Source organism: Streptomyces sp. NPDC096012 (genome assembly GCF_040426375.1).
Lineage (GTDB): Bacteria > Actinomycetota > Actinomycetes > Streptomycetales > Streptomycetaceae > Streptomyces.
The window spans coordinates 1-26002 of the sequence record NZ_JBEOTD010000063.1 but is presented as its reverse complement, the minus strand read 5'-3'; the positions used below and the strand labels follow the sequence as shown (position 1 = coordinate 26002).

Below are 26002 nucleotides of genomic sequence, written 5' to 3'. Positions count from 1 at the left end.
ACAGGACTTCGGCACCAAGCTCTGACCGGCGCCGTCCCCGGCCGGCGGGGGGGCCGTCGTACGACGTGGCGGGTTACTCGGCCGACTCGGCCAGTACCGCCTCGGTGTCGAGGGTGACGCCGACCGCCTGGACCACGGACGCGATCTTGAACGCCTCCTGGATCACCTCGCGCTCGACGCCGGCCTTGCGCAGCACCTGCTCGTGCGAGTCCAGGCACATGCCGCAGCCGTTGATCGCGGAGACCGCGAACGACCACAGTTCGAAGTCGACCTTCTCCACACCCGGGTTGCCGATGACGTTCATCCGCAGGCCCGCGCGCAGGGTGCCGTACTCGTGGTCGGACAGCAGGTGGCGGGTGCGGTAGAAGACGTTGTTCATCGCCATCACCGCGGCGGCGGCCTTGGCGGCCGTGTACGCCTCCGGCGTCAGGTTCGCCTTCGCCTCCGGCTCCAGCTCACGCAGCACGATCGGGGAACGGGAGGCGATGGCGGTCGCCAGCACCGTGCCCCACAGCTGCTGGGCCGGAAGGTCCGAGTTGCCGATGACCGAGCCCAGGTTGAGCTTCAGGTCCTTGGCGTAGTCCGGGACACGGGACTTCAGGGAGTCGAGAGACATGGGTCACTCACCGGCCAGCAGCGCGACCGGGTCCAGGGTCTCGTCGCCCTTGCTCCAGTTGCACGGGCACAGCTCGTCGGTCTGCAGGGCGTCCAGGACCCGCAGGACCTCCTTGGGGTTACGGCCCACGGAACCGGCGGTGACCATGGTGAACTGGATCTCGCGGTTCGGGTCCACGATGAAGACCGCGCGCTGCGCGAAGCCGTCCTCGCCCTCGATGCCGAGGTCGCGCATGAGCTCGTGCTTGGAGTCCGCCAGCATCGGGAACGGCAGGTCGGTCAGGTCCGGGTGGTCCTTGCGCCAGGCGTGGTGCACGAACTCGGAGTCACCGGAGAAGCCGAGGATCTGGGCGTCGCGGTCGGCGAACTCGTCGTTCAGCTTCCCGAACGCGGCGATCTCGGTCGGGCACACGAACGTGAAGTCCTTGGGCCAGGCGAACACCACGAGCCACTTGCCCTCGTAGGACTTGTGGTGGATCTGCTCGAACTCCGAGCCCTTCTCCAGCGAGACGCAGGCGGTCAGTTCGAACTCGGGGAACTTGTCACCGACAGTGAGCACAAACTCTCCTTGCAGCGAGGAAACACCCCTCGTGAGGGTCTTTCCCATGGGTTGGACTTCACCGATGCTGGCACAGGGTGCATTGATTATGGAAATAGCTACACTCGGTCGTGTTGATCGGAGGTAGTTATCAGTGACCATCGGTAACGGCAAACGCCGGCAGCCCAGTCTCGCCCAGCTCCGGGCCTTCGCCGCCGTGGCCGAGCACCTGCACTTCCGGGACGCGGCCGCCGCCATCGGGATGAGCCAGCCCGCCCTGTCCGGCGCGGTCTCGGCGCTCGAGGAGACCCTCGGCGTGACCCTCGTCGAGCGTACGACCCGCAAGGTGCTGCTCTCGCCCGCGGGGGAGCGGCTGGCCGTGCGGGCCAGGGCGGTGCTGGACGCGGTCGGGGTACTGCTGGAGGAGGCCGAGGCGGTCCGGGCGCCGTTCACCGGGGCGCTGCGTCTCGGGGTGATCCCCACGGTCGCACCGTATCTGCTGCCCACCGTGCTGCGGCTGGTCCACGAGCGCTACCCGCACCTCGACCTCCAGGTGCACGAGGAGCAGACGGCCAACCTGATCGACGGCCTGAACTCCGGCCGGCTCGACCTGCTGTTGCTGGCCGTACCGGTCGGCGTGCCCGGCGTCGTCGAACTCCCCCTGTTCGACGAGGACTTCGTGCTCGTCACTCCGCTCGACCACTGGCTCGGCGGCCGGGAGGGGATCCCGCGCGAGGCGCTGAAGGAACTCAACCTGCTGCTCCTGGACGAGGGGCACTGCCTGCGCGACCAGGCCCTGGACATCTGCCGGGAGGCCGGCCGCGAGGACGCGCCGGTCACCACGACGGCCGCCGGACTGTCCACGCTGGTGCAGCTCGTCGCCGGCGGCCTCGGCTGCACCCTGCTCCCGCGCACCGCGCTCAAGCTGGAGACGACCCGCAGCAGCCAGCTGCTGACCGGCTACTTCGCCGAACCCGCCCCCACCCGCCGGGTCGCCCTGGCGATGCGGGCGGGTGCGGCCCGGGGCGCGGAGTACGAGGAACTGGCGGCCGCCCTGCGGGAGGCGCTGGGCGCGCTGCCGGTGCGGGTGCTGCACGCGGAGGCCTGAGGCCACAGGGCTGTGCCCGTCCTCGGGGAGGAGCCCGCGCGGAGGCCTGACGCCACAGGGCTGTGCCCCGTCCTCGGGAAGGAGCCCCCGCGGAGGCCGACACCACAGGGCTGCTCTCGGCCAGGAGCCCTCGCGCGGCGGGGGAGCTACTCGGTGCGCAGCCCGTCCGGACGCATCAGCCGCAGCAGCGGCGGCAGGCTGAGCAGGGTGACCGCGACGACCACCACCGCGCCGGCGCCGGTCATCGTCAGCACGCTCGGCCAGTCCACGCCCACCGTCGCGCCGACCATCTTGAGCAGCACCACGCCCAGCGTCAGTCCCACGGTCGAGGCGAGCAGCAGGCCCAGGGCGATCGGGATCGCCGTCTGCCACAGCACCGACAGGCTGAGCGTGCGCCGCCGGGTGCCGAAGGCGACCAGCGCCGACAGCAGCTTCCTGCGCTCGCGCAGCTGCTCCAGCTGGGAGACCAGGAGGCTCGCCCCGATCAGAGCCAGCACACAGATCGCGCCGACGAACATACCGGTGCGGATGGAGGTGAACTTCGCGGACTGCTCGGTAGACGCCCACACCATCGGGTCCGCCAGCGGGTCGATCCGCGCGGCCGTGTTGCGCACGTGCTCCTGCGCGTCGGGCACCGAGGAGTCGAGCGAGAGGTACACCGCCCCGCCCAGTGTCGCGGCCAGCCGGTCGGACGCGGCGGCCGGGGTCAGCAGCACGCCGCCCTGCTTCATCCCGGTCGGGCCGGTGATCGCCTGGACGTGCTTCAGACGGCTCGGCACGGTCCAGGTCACATCGGGTCCGTCGGCATGGTTACCGACGGCCTCGGCGTGCAGGGTGCGGCCCGGCCGGACGAGCTTGGCCACGTCCCCGTCGGAGTCGCCGCCCCGCGCCACGAAGACGTCGCCGTCGCGGCAGGAGGTCAGCCGGGCCACCTCGCGCAGGGAGGCGCAGTCGCCGACGGTCAGGCCCGCCGTGGTGGCAGGCGCGTGCTTCCAGTCCCGGTCACCCAGTTCGGTACTGCCGAGCGCGCTGGCCCTGCGCACCCCCTCGGTGGTGGCGAACTTCGCGGCGGCGGGCAGGAAGTCCACGCCTTGGGACAGGTTGACCTGCATCTGGGCCCGGGTCGTGTCCTGCCCGGTGCTCTTGGTGTAGTCGCCCTGGACGCCCGAGAACAGCATCTGGATCGCGATCGCCCCGGCCACCGCGACCGCGATGCCGTTCACCATGCGGGCCGCGGAACCGCTGCTCAGCTGGAGCCGCCGTACCGCGAGTTGCCAGGAGACCGAGCCCCGGCCGAGCCGGACCACGACCGCCTCCACGACCCACGGCAGCAGTGCGGTCACACCGACGAGCAGCAGCAGGACGCCGCCGATCACCAGGTACTCGTTGAAGCTGCCGTTGCTGCGGCCCTGGCCGATCATCGGGCTGAGCATGGCGAGGCCGGCCAGCGGCAGCAGCAGCCGCCACCACAGCCTGCGGCGCGCGGGCTTGGCCGTACGGACCACGCCCAGCGGCTCGATGACCACCCCGCGCAGCGCGAACAGCGTGACCAGCGCGGCCGCCGCCGGGACGGCGACCGCGACCAGGGCGGCGAGCGTCGGCGTCGGGTTGAGGTAGCTGGGGAACACGCTGATGTCCATGATCTCGACCGAGCCGGCGAGCTGGCGGCCGAGCAGGAAGAAGACGGTGCCGAAGACCAGTCCGACGAGCGATCCGGCGAGCGCCTCGCCGGCCGCGATCCGCCGGGTCATCCGGCTGTCGGAGCCCACCAGGCGCAGCGCGGCCAGCCTGCGGTCGCGTCGTTCGCCGCCGAACCGTACGGCCGTGGCGATGAACACGGCGACCGGCATCAGCAGCACCACGAACACGACCAGCACCAGCAGGATCAGGACCGGGTCCAGACGGCTGGCGGGCCGGTTCTGTGGCGGCCCGAACTCGTTGATGCGGGCCGTCCGCCAGCCGTCGATACGCGAGGCCAGGTTCTTCGCGCCGGCGTAGTAGGAGAGTTCACGCGAGCCGATGAGCCCGGGTTCCCCGATCGTGCCGGCGATCCGGTACGGCAGCCTCTCGCGCAGCAGCTTCCCCGCGTCGGAGTCGAGCAGTTCCTTCAGCGCGGGTGAGACGACCATGTCGCCGGGGGCCGGGTACGCCGACAGGCCCGGTGCGACCGGGGCCCGCGGCCCCTCGGGTTCCACCAGCCGGCCGCGGACGTCCTTGCCCCGGTACGTGGTGTCGGCGTCGGCGATCACCAGGGTGTCGGCGGCCTTCGGCCGTTTCGGACCGTAGGTGTAGTCGAGCCGTGCCTCGTCGCGGTCGTGCCGTACCGCCATGGCGCTCGGGATCGCGGTCGTCAGCAGCAGCAGCGCCACGCCGAGTCCGACACCGACGGCCGTCAGCAGCACCCGGATCCGGCCCTCGCGCCCGCCCGTGAAGGCGAACTTCATTCCCATGCCGAGGTCCCGACCCCATTGACGGGCGCTCATACGGCGCGCTCCATGTCCCGGGACCTGCCGTCGCGTACGACGATCTCCCGGTCGGAGTAGGCGGCCACCCGGGCCTCGTGGGTGACCAGCACGACGGCCGCGTTGGTGGAGCGCGCCGCGTCGGTCAGCAGCTCCATCACCCGTTCGCCGTTGAGGGAGTCGAGCGCGCCGGTCGGCTCGTCGGCGAAGACCACCCGGGGCTCGGTGACCAGCGCCCGCGCCACCGCGACCCGCTGCCCCTGGCCGCCGGAGACCTCGCCGGGCCGCTTGCCCCCGAGGTCGTCCACCTCCAGCCGCTCCATCCAGGCCAGCGCGGCCCGCTCGGCCTCCTTGCGGGGGCGGCCGTTCAGCCGGAGCGGCAGCGCCACGTTCTCCACGCAGGTCAGTTCCGGGACCAGTTGGCCGAACTGGAAGACGAAGCCGAACTCGCTGCGGCGCAGCGCGCTGCGCTCGGCGTCGCTCATGCCGGCCAGTTCCCGGCCGGCGTAGACGATGGAGCCGGAGTCGGGCGGCACGATGCCGGCGAGGCAGTGCAGCAGCGTCGACTTGCCGGAGCCGGAGGGGCCCATCACGGCGACGACCTCGCCCGGGTGGATGGAGAACTCGGCGCCGTCGAGCGCGACGGTCGGGCCGTAGGCCTTGCGCAGGTCCTGGGCGGTGAGCAGGGAGCCGGGGGGAGCAGTCACTTGGCCACCGCCTCACGGAGCTTGTCCAGACGCGCGGCGGTCAGTTCCAGCCAGCGCAGGTCCGCCTCCAGATGGAACAGGGCGTGGTCGCAGACCAGCTGGTCCGCCAGATCGCCCTTGCGCTTGCGGTCGGTCAGGATCCGCATGCTGCGCAGGTGTTCGGCGCGCTGGGTGTCGAGGATGTCGGCCGCGTTCCGTTCGGTGAGGAGCGCGAGGACGACCTTGGTGTAGAGGGTCGACTGGAGGTACTCCTCCGGCTTCTCCGGGGTGGCGAGCCAGTGTTCGACGTCGGTGACGCCGGCGTCGGTGATGGCGTACCGCTTGCGCTCGGGGCCGCCGCCGGCCTCGATGCCGTCGACTTCCACGAGGCCGTGCTTCAGCAGCCGCGACATCGTGGAGTAGACCTGGCCGTAGTGCAGCGGCCGGTCGTGACCGAACTTCTCGTCGAAGGCCCGCTTCAGGTCGTAGCCGTGGCGCGGACCGGACTCCAGGAGCCCCAGGAGGGTGTGACCGATGGACATGCGAGCACACTACACACGGTGTATACGCAACATGTATACACAGAGTGTGCAGATCATGGCCGGGGGTACGGCGGCGCAGGTGGGAGCCGATTGTCACGGTTCCGAAACAGGCGGCCGGCCTCGCCGGGGCAGCGGTCCGGTGTCCTTCGGCAGCCGCCCCGCCTCCGCCAGCGCCTTACGCAGCAGGAACTCGATCTGGGCGTTGGCGGAGCGCAGGTCGTCCCCGGCCCACCGGGCGAGCGCCTCGTACACCGACGGGTCGAGCCGCAGCAGCACCTGCTTGCGCTGCTGCGGCCGCCGCTTCGGGGTTTCCGAAGAGTCCGTCACTGGTAGAGCGTCCCGGTGTTGAGGACCGGCTGCGGGGCCCGGTCGCCGCACAGCACCACCATCAGGTTCGACACCATCGCCGCCTTGCGTTCCTCGTCCAGTTCCACGATGTCCTGCTCGGTGATCCTGGTGAGCGCCGCCTCGACCATCCCCACGGCGCCGTCGACGATCTGCCGCCGGGCCGCGACGACCGCGCCCGCCTGCTGCCGCTGCAGCATCGCCGAGGCGATCTCGGGGGCGTACGCGAGATGCGTGAAGCGTGACTCGATGACCCGCACCCCGGCCGCCTCCACCCGCGCCTGCAGTTCGACGGCGAGCTTCTCGGTGATCTCCTCGGCGTTGCCGCGCAGCGACAGCCCGTCCTCCTCGTGCGCGTCGTACGGGTACTCGATCGCGATGTGGCGCACCGCCGTCTCGGTCTGCGTCGCGACGAACTCGACGAAGTCGTCCACCTCGAAGGTGGCCTGGGCGGTGTCCTGGACCTTCCACACCACGACCGCGGCCAGTTCGATCGGGTTGCCGTAGGCGTCGTTGACCTTCAGTACGGCCGTCTCGTGGTTGCGCACCCGGGTGGAGACGCGGGTCCGCGAGGTGAAGGGGTTCACCCAGCGCAGCCCGTCCTGCCGGATGGTGCCCCGGTAGCGCCCGAAGAGCTGGACGACCCGCGCCTCGCCGGGCGCGACCGTGTTCAGGCCGCGCATCGCGATGACCGCGGCGAGGAAGACGAGGACACCGGCGACGGCGAATCCCGCCTTGGCGCCGGCGGCGGAGACCGCGGCGGCGCCGGCGAAGAGCGCGGCGGCGCCGCCGAGCCCGAGCAGCCCGAGCAGCAGGGCGAGCCCGCCGCCGATGCTGTGGGCCGTGAACTCGCGCACCCGCGGGGCGGGCATCTCGGGTACGTCGGCGGTGGCTGCCGGATCGGATGTGGACATGGGGACCCCCCGTTCTCAGGGCGCTCGAGGAGGAGCGCCTAGCTTGGTTCTAGCTAAGTGATAGCACATTATCGGGTAAGGCAACCTTCCGGCGCCATTACCCGTCGGTTCTTTCGGGGCGGGTGCTGATTGTCACGTCCGTAAAAGAGCGGATCGGACGCTCTTTGTCATATAGAGGGGTGTTAGCTTTCGGAGCTGACCCCGAGACGGAAGCGAGCGTAGGGACGCATGGGACGAGCGGAAGAGAGACGAGCGCGACAGCGCGGTGGCCACCGCGCGGCGCCCAAGCGCCGCCCCTCCGCACCCGAGACGGGTCCCGTGGGCACCAGGTCCGGGGGTACCGGTTCAGCGGCCGGCGGCAAGCCCGCCAAGAGCCTCATACGCAGGATGTTCACCTGGAAGAAGATCCTCGGAACGTTCTTCGGGATGTGCCTGCTGGTCATCGCGGCCTTCATCGGCCTGTACCTCTACGTGGACGTCCCCGAGGGCAACCCCGCCGCGCAGCAGCAGAGCAACGTCTACAAGTTCAGCGACGGAAAGATCCTGGCCCGCGACGGCAAGGTCAACCGCGAGATCGTCGACCTGTCCAAGGTGCCCCGCAAGGTCCAGCTGACCTTCGTCGCGGCGGAGAACAAGAGCTTCTACCACGACTCCGGCGTCGACTTCAAAGGCACGGCCCGCGGCATCCTCAACACCCTGGCGGGCAAGGGCAAGCAGGGTGGTTCGACGATCACCCAGCAGTACGTCAAGAACTTCTACCTCAACCAGGACCAGACGGTCTCGCGCAAGCTGAAGGAACTGGTCATCTCGTTGAAGGTGGACCGCGAGACGTCCAAGGACGACATCCTCGCCGGCTACATCAACACCAGCTACTACGGCCGCAACGCCTACGGCATCCAGGCCGCCGCCCAGGCCTACTACCACATCGACGCCAAGGACCTCAGTGTTCCACAGGGCGCCTACCTCGCCTCCCTGCTCCAGGCCCCCAGCCAGTACGACTGGACCGCGGCCACGGACACCGGCAAGCGACTCGTCAAGGCCCGCTGGAACTACGTCCTGGACAACATGGTCGAGGAGGGCTGGCTGCCCAAGACCGAGCGCGACGGCATGAAGTTCCCGGTCCCCAAGGAGCCCAAGGGCGCCCCTGGCCTCGACGGGCAGAAGGGCTACCTGGTCGAACTCGCCAACCAGCAGCTGGAGCGGCAGCTGATGACCCAGGACGGGCTGAGCCCGGGCCAGGCGGAGAACGCGGTCATGTACAAGGGCTGGACCATCACCCTCAACATCGACCGCGAGAAGCAGGCCGCCCTGGAGAAGGCCGTCAAGGCGGAGCTGACGAGCAGGCTCGACAGGAAGAAGCGCAAGGTCGACGCCGACGTCCAGGCCGGTGCCGTCTCCGTCGACCCGAAGACGGGCAAGATCGTCGCACTGTACGGCGGGCAGGACTACTACAAGCACTACTTCAGCAACGCCACCCGCACCGACTACCAGCCCGCCTCGACGTTCAAGCCGGTCATCCTCGCCGCCGCGCTGGAGGACGACGCCACCACGCAGGACGGCAAGCCGATCACCGCGGACACGGTCTACGACGGCACCAGCCGCCGGCAGGTCCTGGACCAAGGCGCCAAGGTCGGCTTCGCCCCGCCCAACGAGGACGACCACAACTACGGCAAGATCACCGTCCAGAACGCCATGAACGCCTCCGTCAACTCCGTCTTCGCGCAGATGGGCGTCGACGTCGGCATGGACAACGTCATGGGCACGGCGAAGAAGCTCGGCATGGACACCAAGGGCATGCAGGCCGTGCCCGCCCAGACGCTGGGCTCGATGGGCGCCAGCCCGCTGCAGATGGCCGGGATCTACGCCACCCTCGCCAACCACGGCGACAAGGTGACCCCGACCATCATCAAGTCCGCCGAGAAGACGGGCCGTTCGGTGCACATGCCGAACCCGGTCGGGGGCTCGGTGCTCAGCCGGACCGCCGCCGACTCGGTGACCTCCGTACTCACCGGCGTGGTCGACGACGGCACGGCCAAGACCTCGGTGGCCAGCAACCCGCTGCGCAACGGCCGCCAGGTGGCGGGCAAGACGGGCACCTCCGACTGCAACCGCTCGGCCTGGTTCAACGGTTACACGCCCGGCCTGGCCACCTCCGTCGGCCTGTTCGGCGAGGCGGCCGAGACGGGTGGCACGGGGTGCGACGGCCGGCCCGTCAAGAAGGGGGACCACGTCTCCCTGAAGGGCGCCATGGGCGGCGGCCGTGTGAACGGCGGCGGCCCGCCGGCGAGGATCTGGGCCGCGTACACCTTCGGGGTCACGGACAGGACGAGGTTCGACCTGAACACCACCCAGGGCGCGGCCATCGAGCCGACCCCGACCCTGTCCTGGAGCCAGAAGCCGTCCCAGACGCCGTCCCAGACGCCCTCGCAGACGCCGTCCCGGACGCCCTCGCAGACGCCGTCCCAGACCCCGTCGCAGACGCCGTCCCGGACGCCCTCGCAGACGCCGTCGCAGACTCCGAGCCAGACGCCGACCACCGGGCCACCGACGGCCCCCGGCACGCAGGACCCGCTCAACCCGAGCGACAACGTCGGCCTGCACTAGCCGCGCACGGCGAGGACGCCACGAGCAGCGCACGAGAAGGGGCGCCCGGACCACTCCGGGCGCCCCTTCTCGTGCGGTCGTCGCACCGGGCGGACTCAGCCCCGGTTCAGCTCGAACCAGACCACCTTGCCCGTGCTCAGCCGGGTCGCGCCCCACCGCCGGGCCAGCTTGTTGACCAGGTACAGGCCCCGCCCGCCCTCGTCCGTGGCCCGGGCCTGCCGCAGGCGCGGCAGCTGGGGCACGTCGTCGCCGACCTCGCAGCGCAGCACGTGCGTGCGCAGCAACCGCAGGGTGACCGGCCGGGACGCGTACCGCACGGCGTTCGTCACCACCTCGCTGACCAGCAGCTCCACCGAGTCCGTCAGCTCCTCCAGGTCCCAGCGGGCGAGCGCGCGCCGGGCCAGCCGGCGGGCCTGGCCGGGGGCCGCGTCCTCCGGCTCCAGCGTCCAGTACGCGACGTCGCTCGGCGCGATCCCGTCGAAGCGGGCCGCGAGCAGCGCGATGTCGTCGTCCCGGTCGCCCGGACCGAGCATGTCCAGCACCTCGTCGCAGAGCGCCTCCAGCGGCGGCGGATGGTCGGGGCCGGTCAACTGGGCGGTCGCGGCGAGCTTCTCCCGCAGCTGCTCTATGCCGGTCCACACGTCCCGCAGCCGGGACTCCACCAGCCCGTCGGTGTACAGCAGCAGCGTGGCCCCGGCGGGCGCGTCCAGCTCGACCGCCTCGAAGTCGACCCCGCCGACCCCGATCGGCGCGCCCGGCGGCACCCGCAGCACCTCCGCCCGGCCGCCCAGGTGCAGCAGCACGGGCGGCGGATGGCCGGCGTTGGCGATGGTGATGCGGTGCGTCACCGGGTCGTAGACGGCGTACAGGCAGGTCGCCATCCGGTCGGTGCCCAGACGCTGCGCCTGCTCGTCCAGGTGGTGCAGCACTTCCTGCGGCGGCAGGTCGAGGCCGGCCAGGGTCTGCGCGGTGGTGCGCAGCTGGCCCATGATCGCCGCCGAGGTCATGGAGTGGCCCATCACGTCGCCGACCACCAGCGCGACCCGGCTGCCGGGCAGCGGGATCGCGTCGTACCAGTCGCCGCCGACCCGCGCGGTCTCCGCCGCCGGCAGATACCGGGAGGCCAGCCGCACACCGGTCGGCCGGGGCAGGGTCTCGGGCAGCATGGTGCGCTGCAGCTCGTCGGCGATGTAGGCCTCCCGGCCGTACAGCACCGCCTTGTCGATGCCGAGCGCGCTGTGCGTGGCCAGCTGGGCGGCCACCAGCAGATCGTCGGCCTCGAACGCGAGCCGCTCCGGGCGGCGCAGGAAGAGGGCCGCGCCGATCACCCGGCGCCGGCCGCGCAGCGGCGCGAGGATCGCGTGCTGCCCGTCCGGTACGACCGCCTCGCCGCCCTCGCCGAGCAGTTCGGGCAACGCAGCCCGGGCTGCGGGCGCGTCGGCGAACACCGGCCGCACCCCGCGCAGCACCTCGTTCAGCGCGCCACCCGGCCGCACCTCGCACAGCTCGGTGGTGAGCGACGCCAGGTCGGCCAGCGCGGACGGGTCCGGATCCGGCTCGAAGGCCGGCGGCAGCAGCACTCCCTCGGTGTCCCGCTCCTCCGGAATGCGGTCGGTACGGCGCAGCCGCAGCACGACCGGCCCGGTGGGCCGCTCGTCGCCGACCGGCAGCGGGTCGCGCAGATAGACCAGGATCGCGTCCGAGAAGGTCGGCACGGTGGCCCGGCACAGCCCCATCACGATCTCGTCGAGGTCGAGCCCGCGGGCGATCCGCCGGGTGGCCGCGCCCACGAAGCGCAGGCGGTCCCCGTCGCGCCGCATCGGCATGGGCCGGCCCGGCGGCAGATTCCCTCCGGTACGGCGTTCCTGGCCGCCCGGCGTCCGCTCCTGCTGGGCGCCGGGCTGCGGCGGAATGCCGTCGGGCGCCGGACGCGGGCGATGTGCGCCGGGGTCGGCGGCGGCGGGCTGGGAGTGCTCGGGGCCGTTGACTGGGGGCTCCTTCCCCTTGCCGTCCTTTCCCTTGCCGCGGGGCGCTGCCGTCCCGGCACCGGAGGACGGTGTCCCGTCGGTCCGGGCCTGCACCGGTAAGCCCGGGCTGCCGGGCGGCTTCGGGGTACGCAGGAGCGCCCCGCGGGCCTCCGCGGGGTCGACGCCCGGTTGGGGGCGTTCGAAGGAGGTGGGCTGCTCCGTCACGCGTGTCGCATCCATCCGTCCGGGGCTGCGCGCCGGGCGCGCAGTTGGTCCCGCAGAAATTCCGATACCCGCAATACGTGCCCCGGGAACGGGATTCCCGCGTGCTCAGAGGTTGTCGCCGTGCCACCGGCGCGGCCGGCGGTGGTGTTGCCCTGGTACCCCTCGCTCACGTCCTGCCGCCCCTCAACGACGTTCGGTCAAGCCCGGTCCATGCGCCGGGAGTTGCTTTTGTGCGCCCTTGCGGAGGACGATCCTACGTTTATTGCCGGGGGGCGCATCAAGGGTCTCATGAGGACACGTGCGCGGGCGTACGGTCCCAGTCATCGGGAAGTGACGGTACCGCCCAGCCCGGGTCCGGGCGCCACCGCGGCCAGCCGTCCGAGAACGGCGCCCCCCACGCCTCGATCGCCGCCACCGCGTCCCGGCCGGCCTGCCGCACCCGCTCGGCGGTCCCGTCGTCCATCAGCCCGTCCCGCCGGGCCTGCGCGAACTCGTCCTCGTCCCGCCATCGCCAGGTGCGGTCCGGCTGCACGGTGATGTCCAGAAAGTAGTCCTCGGAGTCCACCCCGCCCGACCAACGGGTCAGCGGACGCTCGAGGTTGACGTACCAGTTCTTGAACCGCCAGCCCGGCTCCCAGAACAGCCACACCGACCAGGGCAGGCCGGGCTGGGCGAGCTTGAGGACACCCGTGCCGAACCAGCGGTCCCGCTGGACCGTGCGCGGCTTGGTGTAGCGGGACTCCAGCGGCTCCAGGTGCACGGGCGTGCCGTCGGCCAGGACCGGCCGCACGCACTCGGTGCCGGGCGCCAGCCACACCGCGAGCAGGTCCGCGTCGTCGCGTACGACCGTGACGGGCCGGGCGATGTGGAAGTGCTCACCGGCGTTCTCCCGGTAGCGCCACAGGACCGGCGTGCCGGGCGGCCAGTACGTCGCAGGTCCCGCTTCCACTCGTGTCACCGCTCCGTCGTCCGTCATGCACAGATATTAGGTGCCGTAGGCATACGACGCTGCGGTGCGTGTCACGGTTGTACCGCTGTGGCCGGAAAAAGGTTCGCCCGGCCTCACGGGTGTGTCATCCCCAGGACGTCCAGGGCCTCGTCGAGCTGCTCCCGCGTCAGGTCGCCGCGCTCGACGTACCCGCTGTCCAGGACGACCTGACGGATCGTCCTGCGCTCCGCGAGGGCCTTCTTGGCGACCTTCGCGGCCTCCTCGTAGCCGATGTACTTGTTGAGCGGGGTGACCACCGAGGGGGAGGACTCGGCGTACTCGCGGGCGCGTTCGCGGTCGGCGGTGATGCCGTCGACGGTCCGGTCGGCCAGCAGCCGCGTGACGTTGGCCAGCAGCCGGACGGATTCGAGCACGTTCTTGGCGATGACCGGGAGCATCACGTTCAGCTCGAAGTTCCCCGCGGCACCGGCGGTGGCGATGGTGGCGTCGTTGCCGACGACCTGGGCCGCGACCATCAGGACGGCCTCGGGGACGACCGGGTTGACCTTCCCCGGCATGATCGAGGAGCCGGGCTGGAGATCGGGCAGCCGGATCTCGGCGAGGCCCGTGCGCGGCCCGGAGGCCATCCAGCGCAGATCGTTCGCGATCTTCGTCAGGCCGACCGCGATGGTCCGCAACTGCCCGCTGGTCTCCACGACCGCGTCCCGGGCGCCCTGCGCCTCGAAGTGGTCGCGGGCCTCGGTGAGCGGCAGCCCGGTCACCCGGGCGACCTCCTCGATGACGGCGGCGGCGAACCCGGGCGGGGTGTTGATGCCGGTGCCGACCGCCGTGCCGCCGAGGGGCAGTTCCGCCAGCCGGGGCAGCGAGGCGCGCAGCCGCTCGACGCCGTAGCGCACCTGGGCCGCGTATCCGCCGAACTCCTGGCCCAGCGTCACCGGCGTCGCGTCCATCAGGTGCGTCCGCCCCGCCTTCACCACGTCCGCGAACTCCTCCGACTTGCGCGCCAGGGAGGCGGCGAGGTGCTCGAGGGCCGGGATCAGGTCATGGGTGACGGCGGCGGTGGCCGCGATGTGGAGGGAGGACGGGAAGACGTCGTTGGACGACTGCGAGGCGTTGACGTGGTCGTTGGGGTGCACGTCCCGGCCCAGCCGTTCGGTGGCGAGGGTCGCGATGACCTCGTTGGTGTTCATGTTGGACGAGGTCCCCGAGCCCGTCTGGAACACGTCCACCGGGAAGTGCTCGTCCCACGTGCCCGCGGCGACCTCGCCGGCCGCCTCCTGGATCGCCTGCGCGACCTCGGGGTCCAGCACGCCCAGTTGGGCGTTCACCTTCGCCGCGGCCGCCTTGATCCGCGCCAGCGCCTCGATGTGGGCTCGCTCGATCCGCTGCCCGGAGACGGGGAAGTTCTCCACGGCCCGCTGGGTCTGCGCCCGCCACTTGGCGTGGGCCGGGACCCGGACCTCACCCATGGAGTCGTGCTCGATCCGGTACTGCGGCTCTTCGGTCGTCATCGTGGTACCTCCGAAAACGTGAGCACTGGTCACGGCACGCGTATTCCCCGCCTGACTACCCGCCAGTACACACCCGGGTGGCACCCGCTTCGGGGAGGCATCGCGAAACGCGTCGGATCCCGGACCGGACGGACGGCCGTCGTTGACCGCGTCGGATCCCGGACCGGACGGACGGCCGTCGCTGCCGGGGACGGGGCCGGCCGGTCGTCAGGCACTCGGGGCGCCGCCTCGTCCACCGTCCCACACGAATCTCCTGCCTCCCCTGGTCGGCCCGGACCGCGGGGCAGTCCGCCCTGTCCGTGTTCGGGTCCCTGGCGATCAGCCGCGGCGACACAGCGGCCTCCCCCGGCGTCCGGGGTGCGCTTCGAGCCACGGGAGCGGGGGCTCCGCCACCCGCGGGACGGCAACGGACCCCCCGGCGGCGCCGAGGGGTCCGTGAGGCTCTTCGTGCGGCTCAGGACAGGCCGGGACCCCGTACCGGGATGCTGGTGAACGTCGGCTGCTCCGGTTCCGGCGAAGTGAAGAAGTCGTTGCCCTTGTCGTCCACCACGACGAACGCCGGGAAGTCCTCGACCTCGATCTTCCAGACCGCCTCCATGCCCAGCTCCTCGTACTCCAGGACCTCGACCTTCTTGATGCAGTCCTGGGCGAGACGCGCGGCGGGGCCGCCGATGGAGCCGAGGTAGAAGCCGCCGTGGGCCTCGCACGCGTCGGTGACCTGCTTGCTGCGGTTGCCCTTGGCGAGCATCACCTTCGAGCCGCCCGCGGCCTGGAACTGCTCCACGTAGGAGTCCATGCGGCCGGCCGTCGTCGGCCCGAAGGACCCGGACGCGTAGCCCTCGGGCGTCTTCGCCGGGCCCGCGTAGTAGACCGGGTGGTCCTTCAGGTACTGCGGCATCTCCTCGCCCGCGTCCAGCCGCTCCTTGATCTTGGCGTGCGCGATGTCACGGGCCACCACCAGCGGACCGGTCAGGGACAGCCGGGACTTGACCGGGTACTTCGTCAGCTCGGCGAGGATCGCGTCCATCGGCTGGTTCAGGTCGATCCGCACGACGTCGCCGGCCTCGTCGAGGTGCTCGTCCGTGGTGTCGGGCAGGAAGCGCGCCGGGTCGGTCTCCAGCTGCTCCAGGAAGACGCCCTCGGCGGTGATCTTCGCGACGGCCTGGCGGTCGGCCGAGCAGGACACGGCGATGGCGACCGGGCAGGAGGCGCCGTGCCGCGGGAGGCGGATCACGCGGACGTCGTGGCAGAAGTACTTGCCGCCGAACTGCGCTCCGATACCGATCTTCTGCGTCAGCTCGAAGACCTTCTCCTCCAGCTCCTTGTCCCGGAAGCCGTGGCCGAGCGGCGAGCCCTCGGCGGGCGCGTTGTCCAGGTAGTGCGCGGAGGCGTACTTCGCGGTCTTCAGCGCGTACTCGGCCGACGTGCCGCCGACCACGATCGCCAGGTGGTACGGCGGGCAGGCGGCCGTACCGAGCGAACGGATCTTCTGCTCCAGGAACTTCATCATGGAGGCCTCGTTCAGGACGGCCTTCGTCTCCTGGTACAGGAACGACTTGTTGGCCGAGCCGCCGCCCTTGGCCATGAAGAGGAACTTGTAGGCGCCGCCGTCGGTCGCGTACAGCTCGATCTGCGCCGGCAGGTTGGAGCCGGTGTTCTTCTCCTCCCACATGGTGAGCGGAGCCATCTGCGAGTAGCGCAGGTTCAGCTTGGTGTAGGCGTCGTAGATGCCGTGCGAGAGGTGCTTCTCGTCCGCACCCTCGGTCAGCACGTTCTGTCCGCGCTTGCCCATCACGATCGCCGTGCCGGTGTCCTGGCACATCGGCAGCACGCCGGCCGCCGCGATGTTCGCGTTCTTCAGCAGGTCGAGCGCGACGAACTTGTCGTTGCCCGACGCCTCGGGGTCGTCGATGATGCGGCGCAGCTGGGCGAGGTGGGCCGGGCGCAGGTAGTGCTGGATGTCGTGGACGGCCTCCGCGGCCAGCTTGCGCAGCGCCTCCGGCTCCACCTTGAGGAACGTCCGCCCGTCCGGTCCCTCGACGGTGGAGACGCCCTCGGACGTCACCAGCCGGTAGGGGGTGGTGTCCTCTCCCTGGGGGAGCAGATCGGTGTACGCGAACTCAGGCATCGCAGCCCATTCCTCACTCTACGGACGGCTGCCCGCCGACGCTGGCGGGCCCGTCCAGCGTAGAACCTGCCGTCGGCGCGGATCCTGTGAGGTAGGGCTCAGTCCGACACGCCCGGGGTTTTCCACACCCCTGGTCGCGATCTATCGCGTTTCGGTACGCTGCTGCCGTGGACCTTCAGAAGCCCGCCCCGACCCAGGACGCCGGACCGCGCGTCTCCGAACTGCGCGCCTCGGACGCCGACCGCGACCGCATCGCCGACCTCCTCCGTGAGGCCCTCGCCGAGGGCCGGCTGACCGCCGACGAGCACGCCGAGCGCGTCGACGGGGTGCTCCGGGCCAAGACGGTGGGCGAGCTGGAGGTCTTCATCCGGGACCTGCCCGCCGCCCACCGGCGCGCGGCCGGACCGGCCGGTGCGCCCGCCCCGCTCCACCCCTCGCCCGGCGCGATCCCGGCCGAGGCCGACGCCAGCGTGGTGGCCGTGTTCAGCAGCGCCGTGCGCCGGGGCCGCTGGCGCGCCGGGCGCCGGCTGCACGCGTACGCGGTCTTCGGCTCGGTCGAGATCGACCTGAGCGAGGCGATCTTCGAGTACCAGCAGGTCGTGATCAAGGCCGTCTCGGTGTTCGGCGACGTCCAGATCCGCGTCCCGGAGAACGTCTCGCTGCGCGGCACCGGCGGCGGAGTACTGGGCAACTTCGAGGTGAGCCCGCTGGACTCGGCCGCGCCGGACGCCCCCGTCGTCTACGTCGACGGATGGGCCGTCCTCGGCAACGTGGAGGCGCGCCCCAGACGCGGCAAGCTCGTGGCGGACATCCTGGAGCGCGTCCAGGACAAGGTGGACCGGAAGCTGCGCAGACACCTGGACCGTTGACGGCCGCGAAGCCGGCGGCCGCGGAGGGTCCCGGTCCGCCCGTGGTGCCGGCGGCCACCGGAGGGTCCCGGTCCGCCCGTGGTGCCGGCGCGGGGGCGCGAACGGGCCGCCGCGCACCCGCCCCCGGAAACGCAGTGCATAGGCGCGCGCACAGCGGGTAGGCCTTGCTGCATCGTCTCTCGCTCGCGAAGCCGTCGTCAGGAGTAGACCGTGCTGCAACCGCCGCATTCGTCCCTGCAGGTCGCTGCCGTTCCGGCCCAGCGGGTGCCAGCGCGGGACAGGGACCAAGACGCTCCCTGGCACACCGAGGCGGTGTGCCGGCGCGACGAGGCGGGCCTGTTCTTCGCACCCTCGAAGGAACCGACCGCCGCGCGGCTGTCTCGGGAGGAGGCGGCCAAGCGCGTCTGCGCCCGCTGCCCGGTCATGGTCGAGTGCCGTGAACACGCCCTCCTCCAGCCCGAGCCCTACGGGGTCTGGGGCGGCCTCACGGCGGCGGAGCGCCGCGTGGTCCTGGCGAGGCGCCGCCGCCGGGAGATGGAGCTGAAGAAGGCGGCGAGGGTGACGGCCGCCAACCGCATAGCCGGCTGAGCGCGCAGGGGGCGCCCTCTCCGCACCGAGGGCGCATCCCCTGCCGCGAGGGTGGCGCGGGCCGCACTCGCACGAGTGCCCGTGCCGTACTGGCGTGAGGGCGCGGGCCGCACCGACCCGAGGGCACGCGGACGCGCCCCAGGCCACCGCAGGCCCGCAGGCGCCGACGCCTCACGGGCCGGCGCCCCCCGCGCCGGTGAGGCGTTACTTGGCCCGGTCGAAGTCGACCGCGCTGTAGGCCCGCAGCTTGCGCAGCCGGTGCTCGGAGTCGATCCGGCGTACCGTCCCCGACTTCGACCGCATCACGATCGACTCGGTCAGCGCGGTGTCCGAGCGGTACCGCACACCGCGCAGCAGCTCGCCGTCGGTGATGCCGGTCGCCACGAAGAAGACGTTCTCGCCGGACACCAGGTCGTCCGTCATCAGGACACGGTCCAGGTCGTGCCCGGCGTCGATCGCCCGCTGGCGTTCCTCGTCGTCCTTGGGCCACAACTTGCCCTGGATCGTGCCGCCGAGGCACTTCACGGCGCAGGCCGAGATGATGCCCTCGGGGGTGCCGCCGACACCGAGCAGCAGGTCGACGCCGGTGCCCTCGCGCAGCGCGTACACCGAGCCGGCGACGTCGCCGTCGGAGATCAGCTTGATGCGGGCGCCGGCCTCCCGGACCTGACGGATCAGGTTCTCGTGCCGCGGGCGGTCCAGGATGACGACGGTGACGTCCTCCGGAGTGGCCCGCTTGGCCTTGGCGATCCGGCGGATGTTCACCTCCACCGGGGCGTTGATGTCGACGAAGTCCGCCGCCTCGGGGCCGGTGACCAGCTTGTCCATGTAGAACACGGCCGACGGGTCGAACATGCCGCCGCGCTCGGCGGCGGCGAGGACGGCGATCGCGTTCGGCATGCCCTTGGCCGTCAGCGTGGTGCCGTCGATCGGGTCGACGGCGATGTCGACCTCGGGGCCGGTGCCGTCACCCACGTGCTCTCCGTTGTAGAGCATCGGGGCCTCGTCCTTCTCGCCCTCTCCGATGACGACGACGCCGTTCATCGAAACGGTGGAGACGAGGGTCCGCATCGCGCGCACCGCGGCGCCGTCGGCGCCGTTCTTGTCGCCGCGCCCCACCCAGCGGCCCGCGGCCATCGCGGCGGCTTCGGTCACCCGGACGAGTTCCAGGGCGAGGTTGCGGTCGGGAGCCTCGGAGGGAACATCGAGCTCGGACGGCAGGTGATGATTTTCGGTCATCGGAGCGCACCTTTCTGATACGACGACGGCCGGATGAGGGTCTCAACCTCCGACTCTATCCTTAGGCAGACAAAATGAGCAGGGGACCCCACGGATGAGCGCCCGGGGTACCTGCGACGATAGGGGCGTGGCAGCTTCGAACGGCAAGCAGAAGACGGCCAGGGACATGGTCCTGTCCCTGGCCCTCATCGGGATCGCGGCATTGGTCGTCTACTTCCTCGCCATCCCGCACGACGGCGGCGCTCCCGACCTCAAGCGGGTCGACTACCGCGTCGAGCTGCTGACGGCCCGGCGCGCGGTGAGCTACCCGGTGGCCGCCCCCGAAGGACTGCCGAGCACCTGGAAGGCGACGTCCGTCCGCTTCCAGGGCCAGAACTCCGACCGCTGGCACCTGGGCTTCCAGACCCCGGACGGCCAGTACGTGCAGATCGAGCAGTCCACGCAGAAGCCCGCCGACTTCATCGACGAGGCCGGCCAGGGCGCGTCGGCGACGAAGCACACCGACCGCATCGGCGACCGCACCTGGACCCGCTACACCGGCGGCCGCTACGACGCCCTCGTCCTGCAGGGCACACCCGGCTCCACGACGGTGGTGGCCGGCACGGCGTCCTTCAGCGAGCTGAAGACGATGGCGGCGGCGCTGAAGATGGAGTGAGGACCGCGGCCCGCGCGAGGCGCGGCGGGGCGCACCGCGTACGAGGAAGGCCCCCGGCACTGCCGGGGGCCTTCCTCGTACGCGGTGCGGGGGCTCAGACGGTGGTGACGACGTCCTCGAACGCCAGCCGCGGCGAGCGCGGGTACCAGGCGTCCGGACCCGGCCTGCCGATGTTGACGATCATCAGCGGGGTGTGGTCGTCGTCCAGGAACTCCTTGCGGACACCCTCGAAGTCGAAGCCGGTCATCGGGCCGGCGGCCAGGCCCGCGGCGCGGACGCCGATGATGAAGTACGCGGCCTGGAGGGCGGCGTTCAGCGCGGCGGCGTTCTCGCGGACCGGGCGCTCACCGAAGAAGACGTCCTTGGCCTGCGGGAAGTGCGGGAACAGGGCCGGCAGCTCCTCGTGGAACTCGTTGTCCGCGGAGAGGATCGCGACCAGCGGCGCGGTGGCGGTCTTGGCCTGGTTGCCCTCGGCCAGGTGCTGCACCAGGCGCTCGCGGGCCTCGGCCGAGCGGACCAGGGTGATGCGCAGCGGCGACTGGTTGAAGGCGGTCGGGCCGTACTTGACCAGGTCGTAGATCGCCTGGACCTGCTCGTCGGTCACCGGCTCGTCGGTGAAGGTGTTCGCGGTGCGGGCCTCGCGGAACAGCAGGTCCTGGGCGGCGGGGTCAAGAACGAGAGACATCGTGACTTCCTAGCGGTGCGCGTCCGGTCCGGGAGTGCGGGACCGGCTGACGCCTGCGACCCTACGCGAATGGAAGTTCAATGTTCAATTAAAAGCGGGGGCTGGTGATCCGCTTCACAGCCCCGGCCCGGCGCTGCCTACTCGGCGTCCTCTTCCGCGGTCTCCTCGGCCAGCGCCGCGTCCAGCCGGGCCCGCGCCCCCTCCAGCCAGCGCCGGCACACCTTGGCCAGCTCCTCGCCGCGCTCCCACAGGGCCAGGGACTCCTCCAGCGTCGTACCGCCCGCCTCCAGGCGCCGTACGACGTCGATCAACTCGTCCCGCGCCTGCTCGTACGAGAGCGCCTCGTCCACCTTGCCGGTCATTCGCCCACCTTGATCATTTCGCCCACCTTGGTCATACGCTCGCTCTGCCCGTGCGCCCGCTCCGGTCATGCGCCCGCCCGGCACGTTCGCCCGACGCCGTCACTCGCCCGGCGTCGTCATTCGTCCACCTTCACCGAGAACTCGCCCTCGGCCACCCGGGCCCGCAGCGTCTCACCCGGCGCGACCTCGTCCGGGGCGCGCACCACGTGGCCGTCGCCGCGCTGCAGCACCGCGTAGCCACGCCTGAGGGTGGCCGCGGGGGAGAGGGCCACCACGCGCGCGTGGGTGTGCGTCAGCTCCGAGTCGGCACGGTCCAGCAGGTGCCCGAGAGTCCGCCGGCTCCGCTCGACCAGGGACGCCGTGTGATCGGCCCGCTCGTCGAGCATCCGGTGCGGGTCCTCCATCGAGGGCCGGGCCAGCGCGTGCGCGAGGCCGCGCTCCTCGCGCTCCAGGGACGCGTTCACACAGCGCCGGGCGCGGTCCCGCAGCATCCGCACCCGCTCGAACTCCTCGCCCACGTCCGGTACGACCTTCTTCGCCGCGTCGGTCGGGGTGGAGGCACGGAGGTCGGCGACAAGGTCCAGGAGCGGGTTGTCCGGCTCGTGCCCGATAGCGGACACGACCGGCGTACGGCACCGGGCCACCGCCCGCACGAGCTGCTCGTCGGAGAAGGGCAGCAGGTCCTCCACGCTGCCGCCGCCGCGGGCGACGACGATGACGTCCACCTCGTCGATCTCGTCCAGCTCCTTCACCGCCTGCACGACCTGCGGGACGGCGTGCACGCCCTGTACGGGGACGTTGCGCACCTCGAAGCGGACGGCGGGCCAGCGGTGCCGGGCGTTCTCCAGCACGTCCCGCTCCGCGGCGGAGGCCCGCCCGCACACCAGGCCGATCAGCTGCGGCAGGAACGGCAGCGGCCGCTTCCGCTCCGGCGCGAACAACCCCTCGGCCGCCAGCGCCTTCTTCAGCCGCTCCAGCCGGGCCAGCAGCTCGCCGACGCCGACGGGCTTGATCTCGGCCGCTCTGAGCGACAGCTGGCCACGCGGGGCGTACCACTCCGGCTTCGCCAGCACGACCACGCGAGCACCCTCGCCGACGACGTCCGCGACGGCGTCGAAGACCTGGCGGTAGCAGGTCACGCCGACGGAGATGTCGTGCGACGGGTCACGCAGCGTCAGGAACACGACGCCCGCGCCGGGGCGCCGCGACAACTGCGTGATCTGTCCCTCGACCCACACCGTCCCGAGCCGGTCGATCCAGCCTCCGATCAGCCGGGACACCTCGCCGACGGGGAGCGGTGATTCCGGGGACGTGTTCGCAGCCATGCGCCCGAGCGTAACGGGCGGTACCGACAGTGACCGCGCGCTCGGGTGCGGGCCGTCTCTCGGCTGCGGGTCCGTTGTGGCCGGCCGCGCGGTTCCCCAGCCCCTGGGGGCTTGGCCCTGCCCTCCAAAGGGGCTTCGCCGTGGGGTTGCGGGCCGTCCGCCGGCTGCGGGTCCGTTGTGGCCGGCCGTGCGGTTCCCGCGCCCCTGGGGGCGGGGCCGTCGGACGTCGAGGCGCCGGAGACGAGGGCACGCGCGCGGCCGTCGAGGCGTCGGCCACGCGCGGAAGCGCGTGTCGGCCTGTCCGCCGCCTGCTTACTCGAGGGCCTCGGGGGTCTCCCGGCGGCCCCGTTGTGCCAGGAGGATCAGCAGGCCGACGCCCAGCCATACCGCTCCCACCGCCTGTGCCACCCCGGACGCCTCCACGATCACGGCGACCATGATCGCCGCGCCCGCCACCGGCACCAGCAGATGCCGCCACCAGCTCACCGGCCCCCCGGCGCGGCGCACCGTGAAATAGCCCACCACGCTCGCGTGCAGCAGCGTGAACGCCGTCAGTGCGCCGATGTCGACCACGGAGACGAGCTTGTCGAGGCCGTCGTCGCGCCGCGCCGCCCAGCCCGCCGCGAGCAGGGTGATCACCGCCGCGCACAGCAGGGCGACCCGCGGCACCCCGGCGTCCGTCCGGGACAGGGCACGGGGCAGCCGTCGGTCCCGGCCCATCGCGAACAGCAGCCGCCCGGCCGCCGCCTGTCCCGCCAGCGCCGCGAACGCCGCCCCGATCGCCTTGCTCGCGGCCACCAGATCGTGCAGCCAGGTGCCGACGGACACGTCCACGGCGTCGTAGAAGGCCGACCCCTGCCTGCCGGGATCACGGGCCAGCAGCGCGGACGACGTCGGCTCCAGCAGCGCCACCAGATACGTCTGCGCCACGAACAGCACCCCGGCCAGCGCCAGGCAGAACAGCAGCGCCCGGGCCACCTTCGCCGAGCCCCCGGTGACCTCCTCGGCGAACGTCGCGATCGCGTCGAAGCCCAGGTACGACAGCACGGCCACCGACACCGCGCCGATCACCGCGGACAGCGCGAAGGCGCCCTGGGTGCCGTCGCCCGACAGCGGCGACAGCCACCCCCGGGCCGCCCCGTCCCGCGCCAGCACCACGACCGCCGACACCAGGAACACCAGCAGGACGACGATCTCCAGCGCCAGCACCAGGAAACCCACGCGCGCGGCGGCCCGTACGCCCCACAGGTTCAGCAGGGTCGTCACGACGACGGCCAGGGCCGTCCACACCCAGCGGGACACCTCCGGGACCAGCGCGTTCATCGCGATCCCGGAGAAGAGGTACGCCACCGCCGGGATCAGCACGTAGTCGAGCATCGCCATCCAGCCCGCGACGAACCCGGCCCCCGGACCGAGCCCCGCGCGCGCGTAGGCGAACACCGAGCCCGCGCGCGGTACGACCCGCACCATCTGCGCGTAGCTGAACGCGGTGAACGCCATCGCGACCGTCGCCACCAGGTACACGAGCGCCACCGCACCGTGCGACTTCGCGTCCAGCGTGCCGTAGACCCCGACCGGAGCCATCGGGGCGATGAACAGCAGCCCGTAGACCACGAGGTCCCGGAAGCCGAGGCTGCGCCTCAGCCGGTGCGGCGCGTCGACCGCGGAGGTGCTGGTTCCGGTGTCGGACATGGGAACCAGTCTTCCCCGGGGGGCAGCGGGCACGCGATCTCTGCGCGGCCGAACGCGGCCTTACGATGGGACGCATGACCGCTTCGCCTGGCCGCCGTGTCCTGCTCGCCGCACCCCGAGGCTACTGCGCGGGTGTGGACCGCGCCGTGATCGCCGTCGAGAAGGCCCTCGAACAGTACGGGGCGCCGATCTACGTCCGCCACGAGATCGTCCACAACAAGTACGTCGTGCAGACCCTGGAGAAGAAGGGCGCCGTCTTCGTCGAGCGGACGGAGGAGGTGCCGCCCGGCAACATCGTCATGTTCTCGGCCCACGGCGTGGCCCCCGTGGTGCACGAGGAGGCCGAGCGGGGCCGGCTCGCCACCATCGACGCCACCTGCCCGCTGGTCACCAAGGTCCACAAGGAAGCCGTCCGCTACGCCAAGGACGACTACGACATCCTCCTGATCGGTCACGAGGGCCACGAGGAGGTCATCGGCACCTCCGGCGAGGCCCCCGAGCACATCCAGCTCGTGGACGGCCCCGAGGACGTCGCCAAGGTCGAGGTCCGCGACCCGTCGAAGGTCGTGTGGCTGTCCCAGACCACCCTCTCCGTCGACGAGACGATGGAGACCGTCGACGCCCTGAAGACGAAGTTCCCGGGACTCGTCTCCCCGCCCAGCGACGACATCTGCTACGCCACGCAGAACCGCCAGCTGGCCGTGAAGCAGATGGGCGCCGAGGCCGAGCTGGTCATCGTGGTCGGCTCGCGCAACTCCTCCAACTCCAAGCGGCTGGTCGAGGTCGCCAAGCTCGCCGGTTCCCGCGAGGCGTACCTGGTGGACTTCGCCGACGAGATCGACGAGGCCTGGCTGGAGGGCGTCACCACGGTCGGCGTCACCTCGGGGGCCTCGGTGCCCGAGGTGCTGGTCGAGCAGGTCCTGGAGTGGCTCGCCGAGCGCGGCTACGGGGACGTGGAGCTGGTCAGGGCGGCCGAGGAGTCCATCACCTTCTCGTTGCCCAAGGAACTCCGCCGCGACCTGCGGGAAGAGGCGGCCACCCTGGTCGCCGAGCGCGGTGGTTCGGGCGCCCCGGACACGGCGGCCGGCTGACGGCGGGCCACCGGGAGGGCCACTCGCCGTAGTGACTGTCAGTGGGCCGTCGTAACGTGGTGGCATGCAGATCTTCGGCGTGGACATCGGCGGATCCGGGATCAAGGGCGCCCCTGTGGACCTGGACAGAGGCGCCCTGGCCCAGGAGCGCTACAAGGTGCTCACCCCGCATCCGGCCACGCCAGACGGCGTGGCCGCCGGGGTCAAGCAGGTGATCGACCACTTCGGCTGGACCGGCCCGGTCGGGCTGACCTTCCCCGGAGTCGTCACCGACGGCGCCTTCGTCCGTACGGCGGCCAACGTCGACAAGAGCTGGATCGACACGGACGCCCGCGCGCTGTTCCGCGACGTGCTCGGCGGGCTGCCGGTGACCGTGGTCAACGACGCGGACGCGGCGGGCATCGCCGAGATGCAGTTCGGCGCCGGACGCGGCCGGCGGGGCACGGTCATCCTGCTCACCTTCGGCACTGGCATCGGCAGCGCCGTCTTCGTGGACGGCGTCCTCGTGCCGAACACGGAGCTGGGCCACCTGGAGCTGCACGGCCACGAGGCGGAGAAGCAGGCCTCCAGCAAGGCCAAGGACGACCACGGGCTGACCTGGGAGCAGTGGGCGCACCGGGTCCAGAAGTACCTGGCGCATGTGGAGATGCTCTTCTCGCCCGAGCTGTTCGTCATCGGTGGCGGGGTCAGCCGCAAGTCCGAGAAGTTCCTGCCCCACATCGACGGCCTCAGGGCCGAAGTCGTACCCGCCCAGCTGCAGAACAACGCGGGGATCGTGGGAGCGGCGATGAGAGCGGCGCAACAGGACTAGTGATCTGGTCTTGAGTTCACGTCTCGCCACGTGAGTCGCGGTTCGTTTCAGATTGCGGTCTGGGCGGTGACAGCGGCTGGCGGCTGCGGTC

At 71.5% G+C, this 26002-nt stretch carries 23 protein-coding genes; 7 read left to right on the top strand and 16 right to left on the bottom strand.

Going from position 1 to position 26002, the window contains the following annotated elements; all coding sequences use genetic code 11:
* Positions 1-73 precede the first annotated feature (73 nt).
* Together ABVB68_RS34940 and ABVB68_RS34935 are read right to left on the bottom strand one after the other, a co-directional pair.
* The gene (locus tag ABVB68_RS34940) at positions 74-616 is read right to left on the bottom strand and encodes an alkyl hydroperoxide reductase (protein WP_353605237.1); all 543 of its coding nucleotides are present in this window, start codon (positions 614-616) and stop codon (positions 74-76) included.
* 3 nt (positions 617-619) lie between these two features.
* Positions 620-1174: a peroxiredoxin gene (locus ABVB68_RS34935; protein ID WP_353605236.1), complete on the bottom strand. Its 555-nt coding sequence runs from the start codon at positions 1172-1174 to the stop codon at positions 620-622.
* Positions 1175-1307: 133 nt separating this feature from the next.
* On the opposite strand from ABVB68_RS34935, the gene ABVB68_RS34930 reads away from it, so the two are divergent.
* Complete coding sequence (locus ABVB68_RS34930) at positions 1308-2261, top strand: LysR substrate-binding domain-containing protein (RefSeq protein ID WP_353605234.1); 954 nt, start codon at positions 1308-1310, stop codon at positions 2259-2261.
* Between the two features lie 146 nt (positions 2262-2407).
* Here the strand turns inward: ABVB68_RS34930 and ABVB68_RS34925 are convergent, their stop codons facing one another.
* From ABVB68_RS34925 to ABVB68_RS34905, 5 genes are all read right to left on the bottom strand, one after another.
* Positions 2408-4744, bottom strand: a complete 2337-nt coding sequence (locus tag ABVB68_RS34925) for an ABC transporter permease (RefSeq protein WP_353605233.1) — start codon at positions 4742-4744, stop codon at positions 2408-2410.
* Entirely contained in the window at positions 4741-5430 is a 690-nt protein-coding gene (locus ABVB68_RS34920) for an ABC transporter ATP-binding protein (RefSeq protein ID WP_353605232.1), read from the bottom strand. The genes ABVB68_RS34925 and ABVB68_RS34920 overlap by 4 nt, the downstream gene beginning before the upstream one ends.
* The gene (locus ABVB68_RS34915) at positions 5427-5951 is read right to left on the bottom strand and encodes a PadR family transcriptional regulator (protein WP_353605231.1); all 525 of its coding nucleotides are present in this window, start codon (positions 5949-5951) and stop codon (positions 5427-5429) included. Before ABVB68_RS34915 ends, ABVB68_RS34920 begins: the two co-directional genes overlap by 4 nt.
* Positions 5952-6044: 93 nt before the next feature.
* Complete coding sequence (locus ABVB68_RS34910; protein WP_353605230.1) at positions 6045-6278, bottom strand: type II toxin-antitoxin system antitoxin; 234 nt, start codon at positions 6276-6278, stop codon at positions 6045-6047.
* The gene (locus ABVB68_RS34905; protein ID WP_353605229.1) at positions 6275-7210 is read right to left on the bottom strand and encodes an SPFH domain-containing protein; all 936 of its coding nucleotides are present in this window, start codon (positions 7208-7210) and stop codon (positions 6275-6277) included. The genes ABVB68_RS34910 and ABVB68_RS34905 overlap by 4 nt, the downstream gene beginning before the upstream one ends.
* Before the next feature lie 228 nt (positions 7211-7438).
* Here ABVB68_RS34905 and ABVB68_RS34900 point away from each other — a divergent pair, with 228 nt between their 5' ends.
* On the top strand, positions 7439-9814 hold the full coding sequence (locus ABVB68_RS34900; protein WP_353605228.1) for a transglycosylase domain-containing protein: 2376 nt from the start codon (positions 7439-7441) through the stop codon (positions 9812-9814).
* A 95-nt stretch (positions 9815-9909) separates the two neighbouring features.
* Here the strand turns inward: ABVB68_RS34900 and ABVB68_RS34895 are convergent, their stop codons facing one another.
* From ABVB68_RS34895 to ABVB68_RS34880, 4 genes are all read right to left on the bottom strand, one after another.
* Positions 9910-12006: a SpoIIE family protein phosphatase gene (locus tag ABVB68_RS34895; protein ID WP_353605227.1), complete on the bottom strand. Its 2097-nt coding sequence runs from the start codon at positions 12004-12006 to the stop codon at positions 9910-9912.
* Between the two features lie 286 nt (positions 12007-12292).
* Complete coding sequence (gene fomD, locus ABVB68_RS34890) at positions 12293-12982, bottom strand: cytidylyl-2-hydroxypropylphosphonate hydrolase (protein ID WP_353605226.1); 690 nt, start codon at positions 12980-12982, stop codon at positions 12293-12295.
* Between the two features lie 86 nt (positions 12983-13068).
* Complete coding sequence (locus ABVB68_RS34885; RefSeq protein ID WP_353605225.1) at positions 13069-14466, bottom strand: class II fumarate hydratase; 1398 nt, start codon at positions 14464-14466, stop codon at positions 13069-13071.
* A 454-nt stretch (positions 14467-14920) separates the two neighbouring features.
* Positions 14921-16594 (bottom strand): fumarate hydratase, encoded by a 1674-nt coding sequence (locus ABVB68_RS34880; protein ID WP_353605224.1) that lies wholly within the window; start codon positions 16592-16594, stop codon positions 14921-14923.
* Between the two features lie 167 nt (positions 16595-16761).
* On the opposite strand from ABVB68_RS34880, the gene ABVB68_RS34875 reads away from it, so the two are divergent.
* Together ABVB68_RS34875 and ABVB68_RS34870 are read left to right on the top strand one after the other, a co-directional pair.
* Positions 16762-17463, top strand: coding sequence for a DUF1707 SHOCT-like domain-containing protein (locus ABVB68_RS34875; protein WP_353605223.1), 702 nt, complete (start codon positions 16762-16764; stop codon positions 17461-17463).
* 210 nt (positions 17464-17673) lie between these two features.
* Positions 17674-18051: a WhiB family transcriptional regulator gene (locus tag ABVB68_RS34870; protein WP_353605222.1), complete on the top strand. Its 378-nt coding sequence runs from the start codon at positions 17674-17676 to the stop codon at positions 18049-18051.
* A gap of 204 nt (positions 18052-18255) precedes the next feature.
* Here ABVB68_RS34870 and glpX read toward each other — a convergent pair whose 3' ends face one another.
* Positions 18256-19290, bottom strand: coding sequence for a class II fructose-bisphosphatase (gene glpX, locus ABVB68_RS34865; protein ID WP_353605221.1), 1035 nt, complete (start codon positions 19288-19290; stop codon positions 18256-18258).
* Between the two features lie 127 nt (positions 19291-19417).
* Between glpX and ABVB68_RS34860 the strand changes: the two genes are divergently transcribed.
* Positions 19418-19945, top strand: coding sequence for a DUF4245 domain-containing protein (locus tag ABVB68_RS34860; protein ID WP_353605220.1), 528 nt, complete (start codon positions 19418-19420; stop codon positions 19943-19945).
* A gap of 94 nt (positions 19946-20039) precedes the next feature.
* Here ABVB68_RS34860 and ABVB68_RS34855 read toward each other — a convergent pair whose 3' ends face one another.
* From ABVB68_RS34855 to ABVB68_RS34840, 4 genes are all read right to left on the bottom strand, one after another.
* Complete coding sequence (locus tag ABVB68_RS34855; protein WP_353605219.1) at positions 20040-20630, bottom strand: malonic semialdehyde reductase; 591 nt, start codon at positions 20628-20630, stop codon at positions 20040-20042.
* 137 nt (positions 20631-20767) lie between these two features.
* Positions 20768-20992, bottom strand: a complete 225-nt coding sequence (locus tag ABVB68_RS34850) for an exodeoxyribonuclease VII small subunit (RefSeq protein WP_353605218.1) — start codon at positions 20990-20992, stop codon at positions 20768-20770.
* Positions 20993-21108: 116 nt separating this feature from the next.
* Positions 21109-22317, bottom strand: a complete 1209-nt coding sequence (gene xseA / locus ABVB68_RS34845; protein ID WP_353605217.1) for an exodeoxyribonuclease VII large subunit — start codon at positions 22315-22317, stop codon at positions 21109-21111.
* A 312-nt stretch (positions 22318-22629) separates the two neighbouring features.
* Entirely contained in the window at positions 22630-24009 is a 1380-nt protein-coding gene (locus tag ABVB68_RS34840; protein ID WP_353605216.1) for an APC family permease, read from the bottom strand.
* Positions 24010-24074: 65 nt separating this feature from the next.
* Between ABVB68_RS34840 and ABVB68_RS34835 the strand changes: the two genes are divergently transcribed.
* Both ABVB68_RS34835 and ppgK read left to right on the top strand, forming a co-directional pair.
* Positions 24075-25100, top strand: coding sequence for a 4-hydroxy-3-methylbut-2-enyl diphosphate reductase (locus ABVB68_RS34835; RefSeq protein WP_353605215.1), 1026 nt, complete (start codon positions 24075-24077; stop codon positions 25098-25100).
* A gap of 64 nt (positions 25101-25164) precedes the next feature.
* Positions 25165-25911 carry a polyphosphate--glucose phosphotransferase gene (ppgK, locus tag ABVB68_RS34830; protein WP_353605214.1) on the top strand — a complete coding sequence of 249 codons (747 nt, stop codon included), beginning with the start codon at positions 25165-25167 and terminating at the stop codon, positions 25909-25911.
* The last annotated feature ends 91 nt before the right edge of the window (positions 25912-26002 follow it).

Bases quoted from the DNA above. Each gene is read 5' to 3' on its own strand.
- ABVB68_RS34915 (WP_353605231.1), bottom strand. From the start codon at position 5,951: ATGTCCATCGGTCACACCCTCCTGGGGCTCCTGGAGTCCGGTCCGCGC.
- ABVB68_RS34905 (WP_353605229.1), bottom strand. From the start codon at position 7,210: ATGTCCACATCCGATCCGGCAGCCACCGCCGACGTACCCGAGATGCCC.
- fomD (WP_353605226.1), bottom strand. From the start codon at position 12,982: ATGACGGACGACGGAGCGGTGACACGAGTGGAAGCGGGACCTGCGACG.
- ABVB68_RS34925 (WP_353605233.1), bottom strand. From the start codon at position 4,744: ATGAGCGCCCGTCAATGGGGTCGGGACCTCGGCATGGGAATGAAGTTC.
- ABVB68_RS34840 (WP_353605216.1), bottom strand. From the start codon at position 24,009: ATGTCCGACACCGGAACCAGCACCTCCGCGGTCGACGCGCCGCACCGG.
- ppgK (WP_353605214.1), top strand. From the start codon at position 25,165: ATGCAGATCTTCGGCGTGGACATCGGCGGATCCGGGATCAAGGGCGCC.
- ABVB68_RS34850 (WP_353605218.1), bottom strand. From the start codon at position 20,992: ATGACCGGCAAGGTGGACGAGGCGCTCTCGTACGAGCAGGCGCGGGAC.
- ABVB68_RS34885 (WP_353605225.1), bottom strand. From the start codon at position 14,466: ATGACGACCGAAGAGCCGCAGTACCGGATCGAGCACGACTCCATGGGT.
- ABVB68_RS34900 (WP_353605228.1), top strand. From the start codon at position 7,439: ATGGGACGAGCGGAAGAGAGACGAGCGCGACAGCGCGGTGGCCACCGC.
- xseA (WP_353605217.1), bottom strand. From the start codon at position 22,317: ATGGCTGCGAACACGTCCCCGGAATCACCGCTCCCCGTCGGCGAGGTG.
- ABVB68_RS34855 (WP_353605219.1), bottom strand. From the start codon at position 20,630: ATGTCTCTCGTTCTTGACCCCGCCGCCCAGGACCTGCTGTTCCGCGAG.
- ABVB68_RS34880 (WP_353605224.1), bottom strand. From the start codon at position 16,594: ATGCCTGAGTTCGCGTACACCGATCTGCTCCCCCAGGGAGAGGACACC.
- glpX (WP_353605221.1), bottom strand. From the start codon at position 19,290: ATGACCGAAAATCATCACCTGCCGTCCGAGCTCGATGTTCCCTCCGAG.
- ABVB68_RS34940 (WP_353605237.1), bottom strand. From the start codon at position 616: ATGTCTCTCGACTCCCTGAAGTCCCGTGTCCCGGACTACGCCAAGGAC.
- ABVB68_RS34835 (WP_353605215.1), top strand. From the start codon at position 24,075: ATGGGACGCATGACCGCTTCGCCTGGCCGCCGTGTCCTGCTCGCCGCA.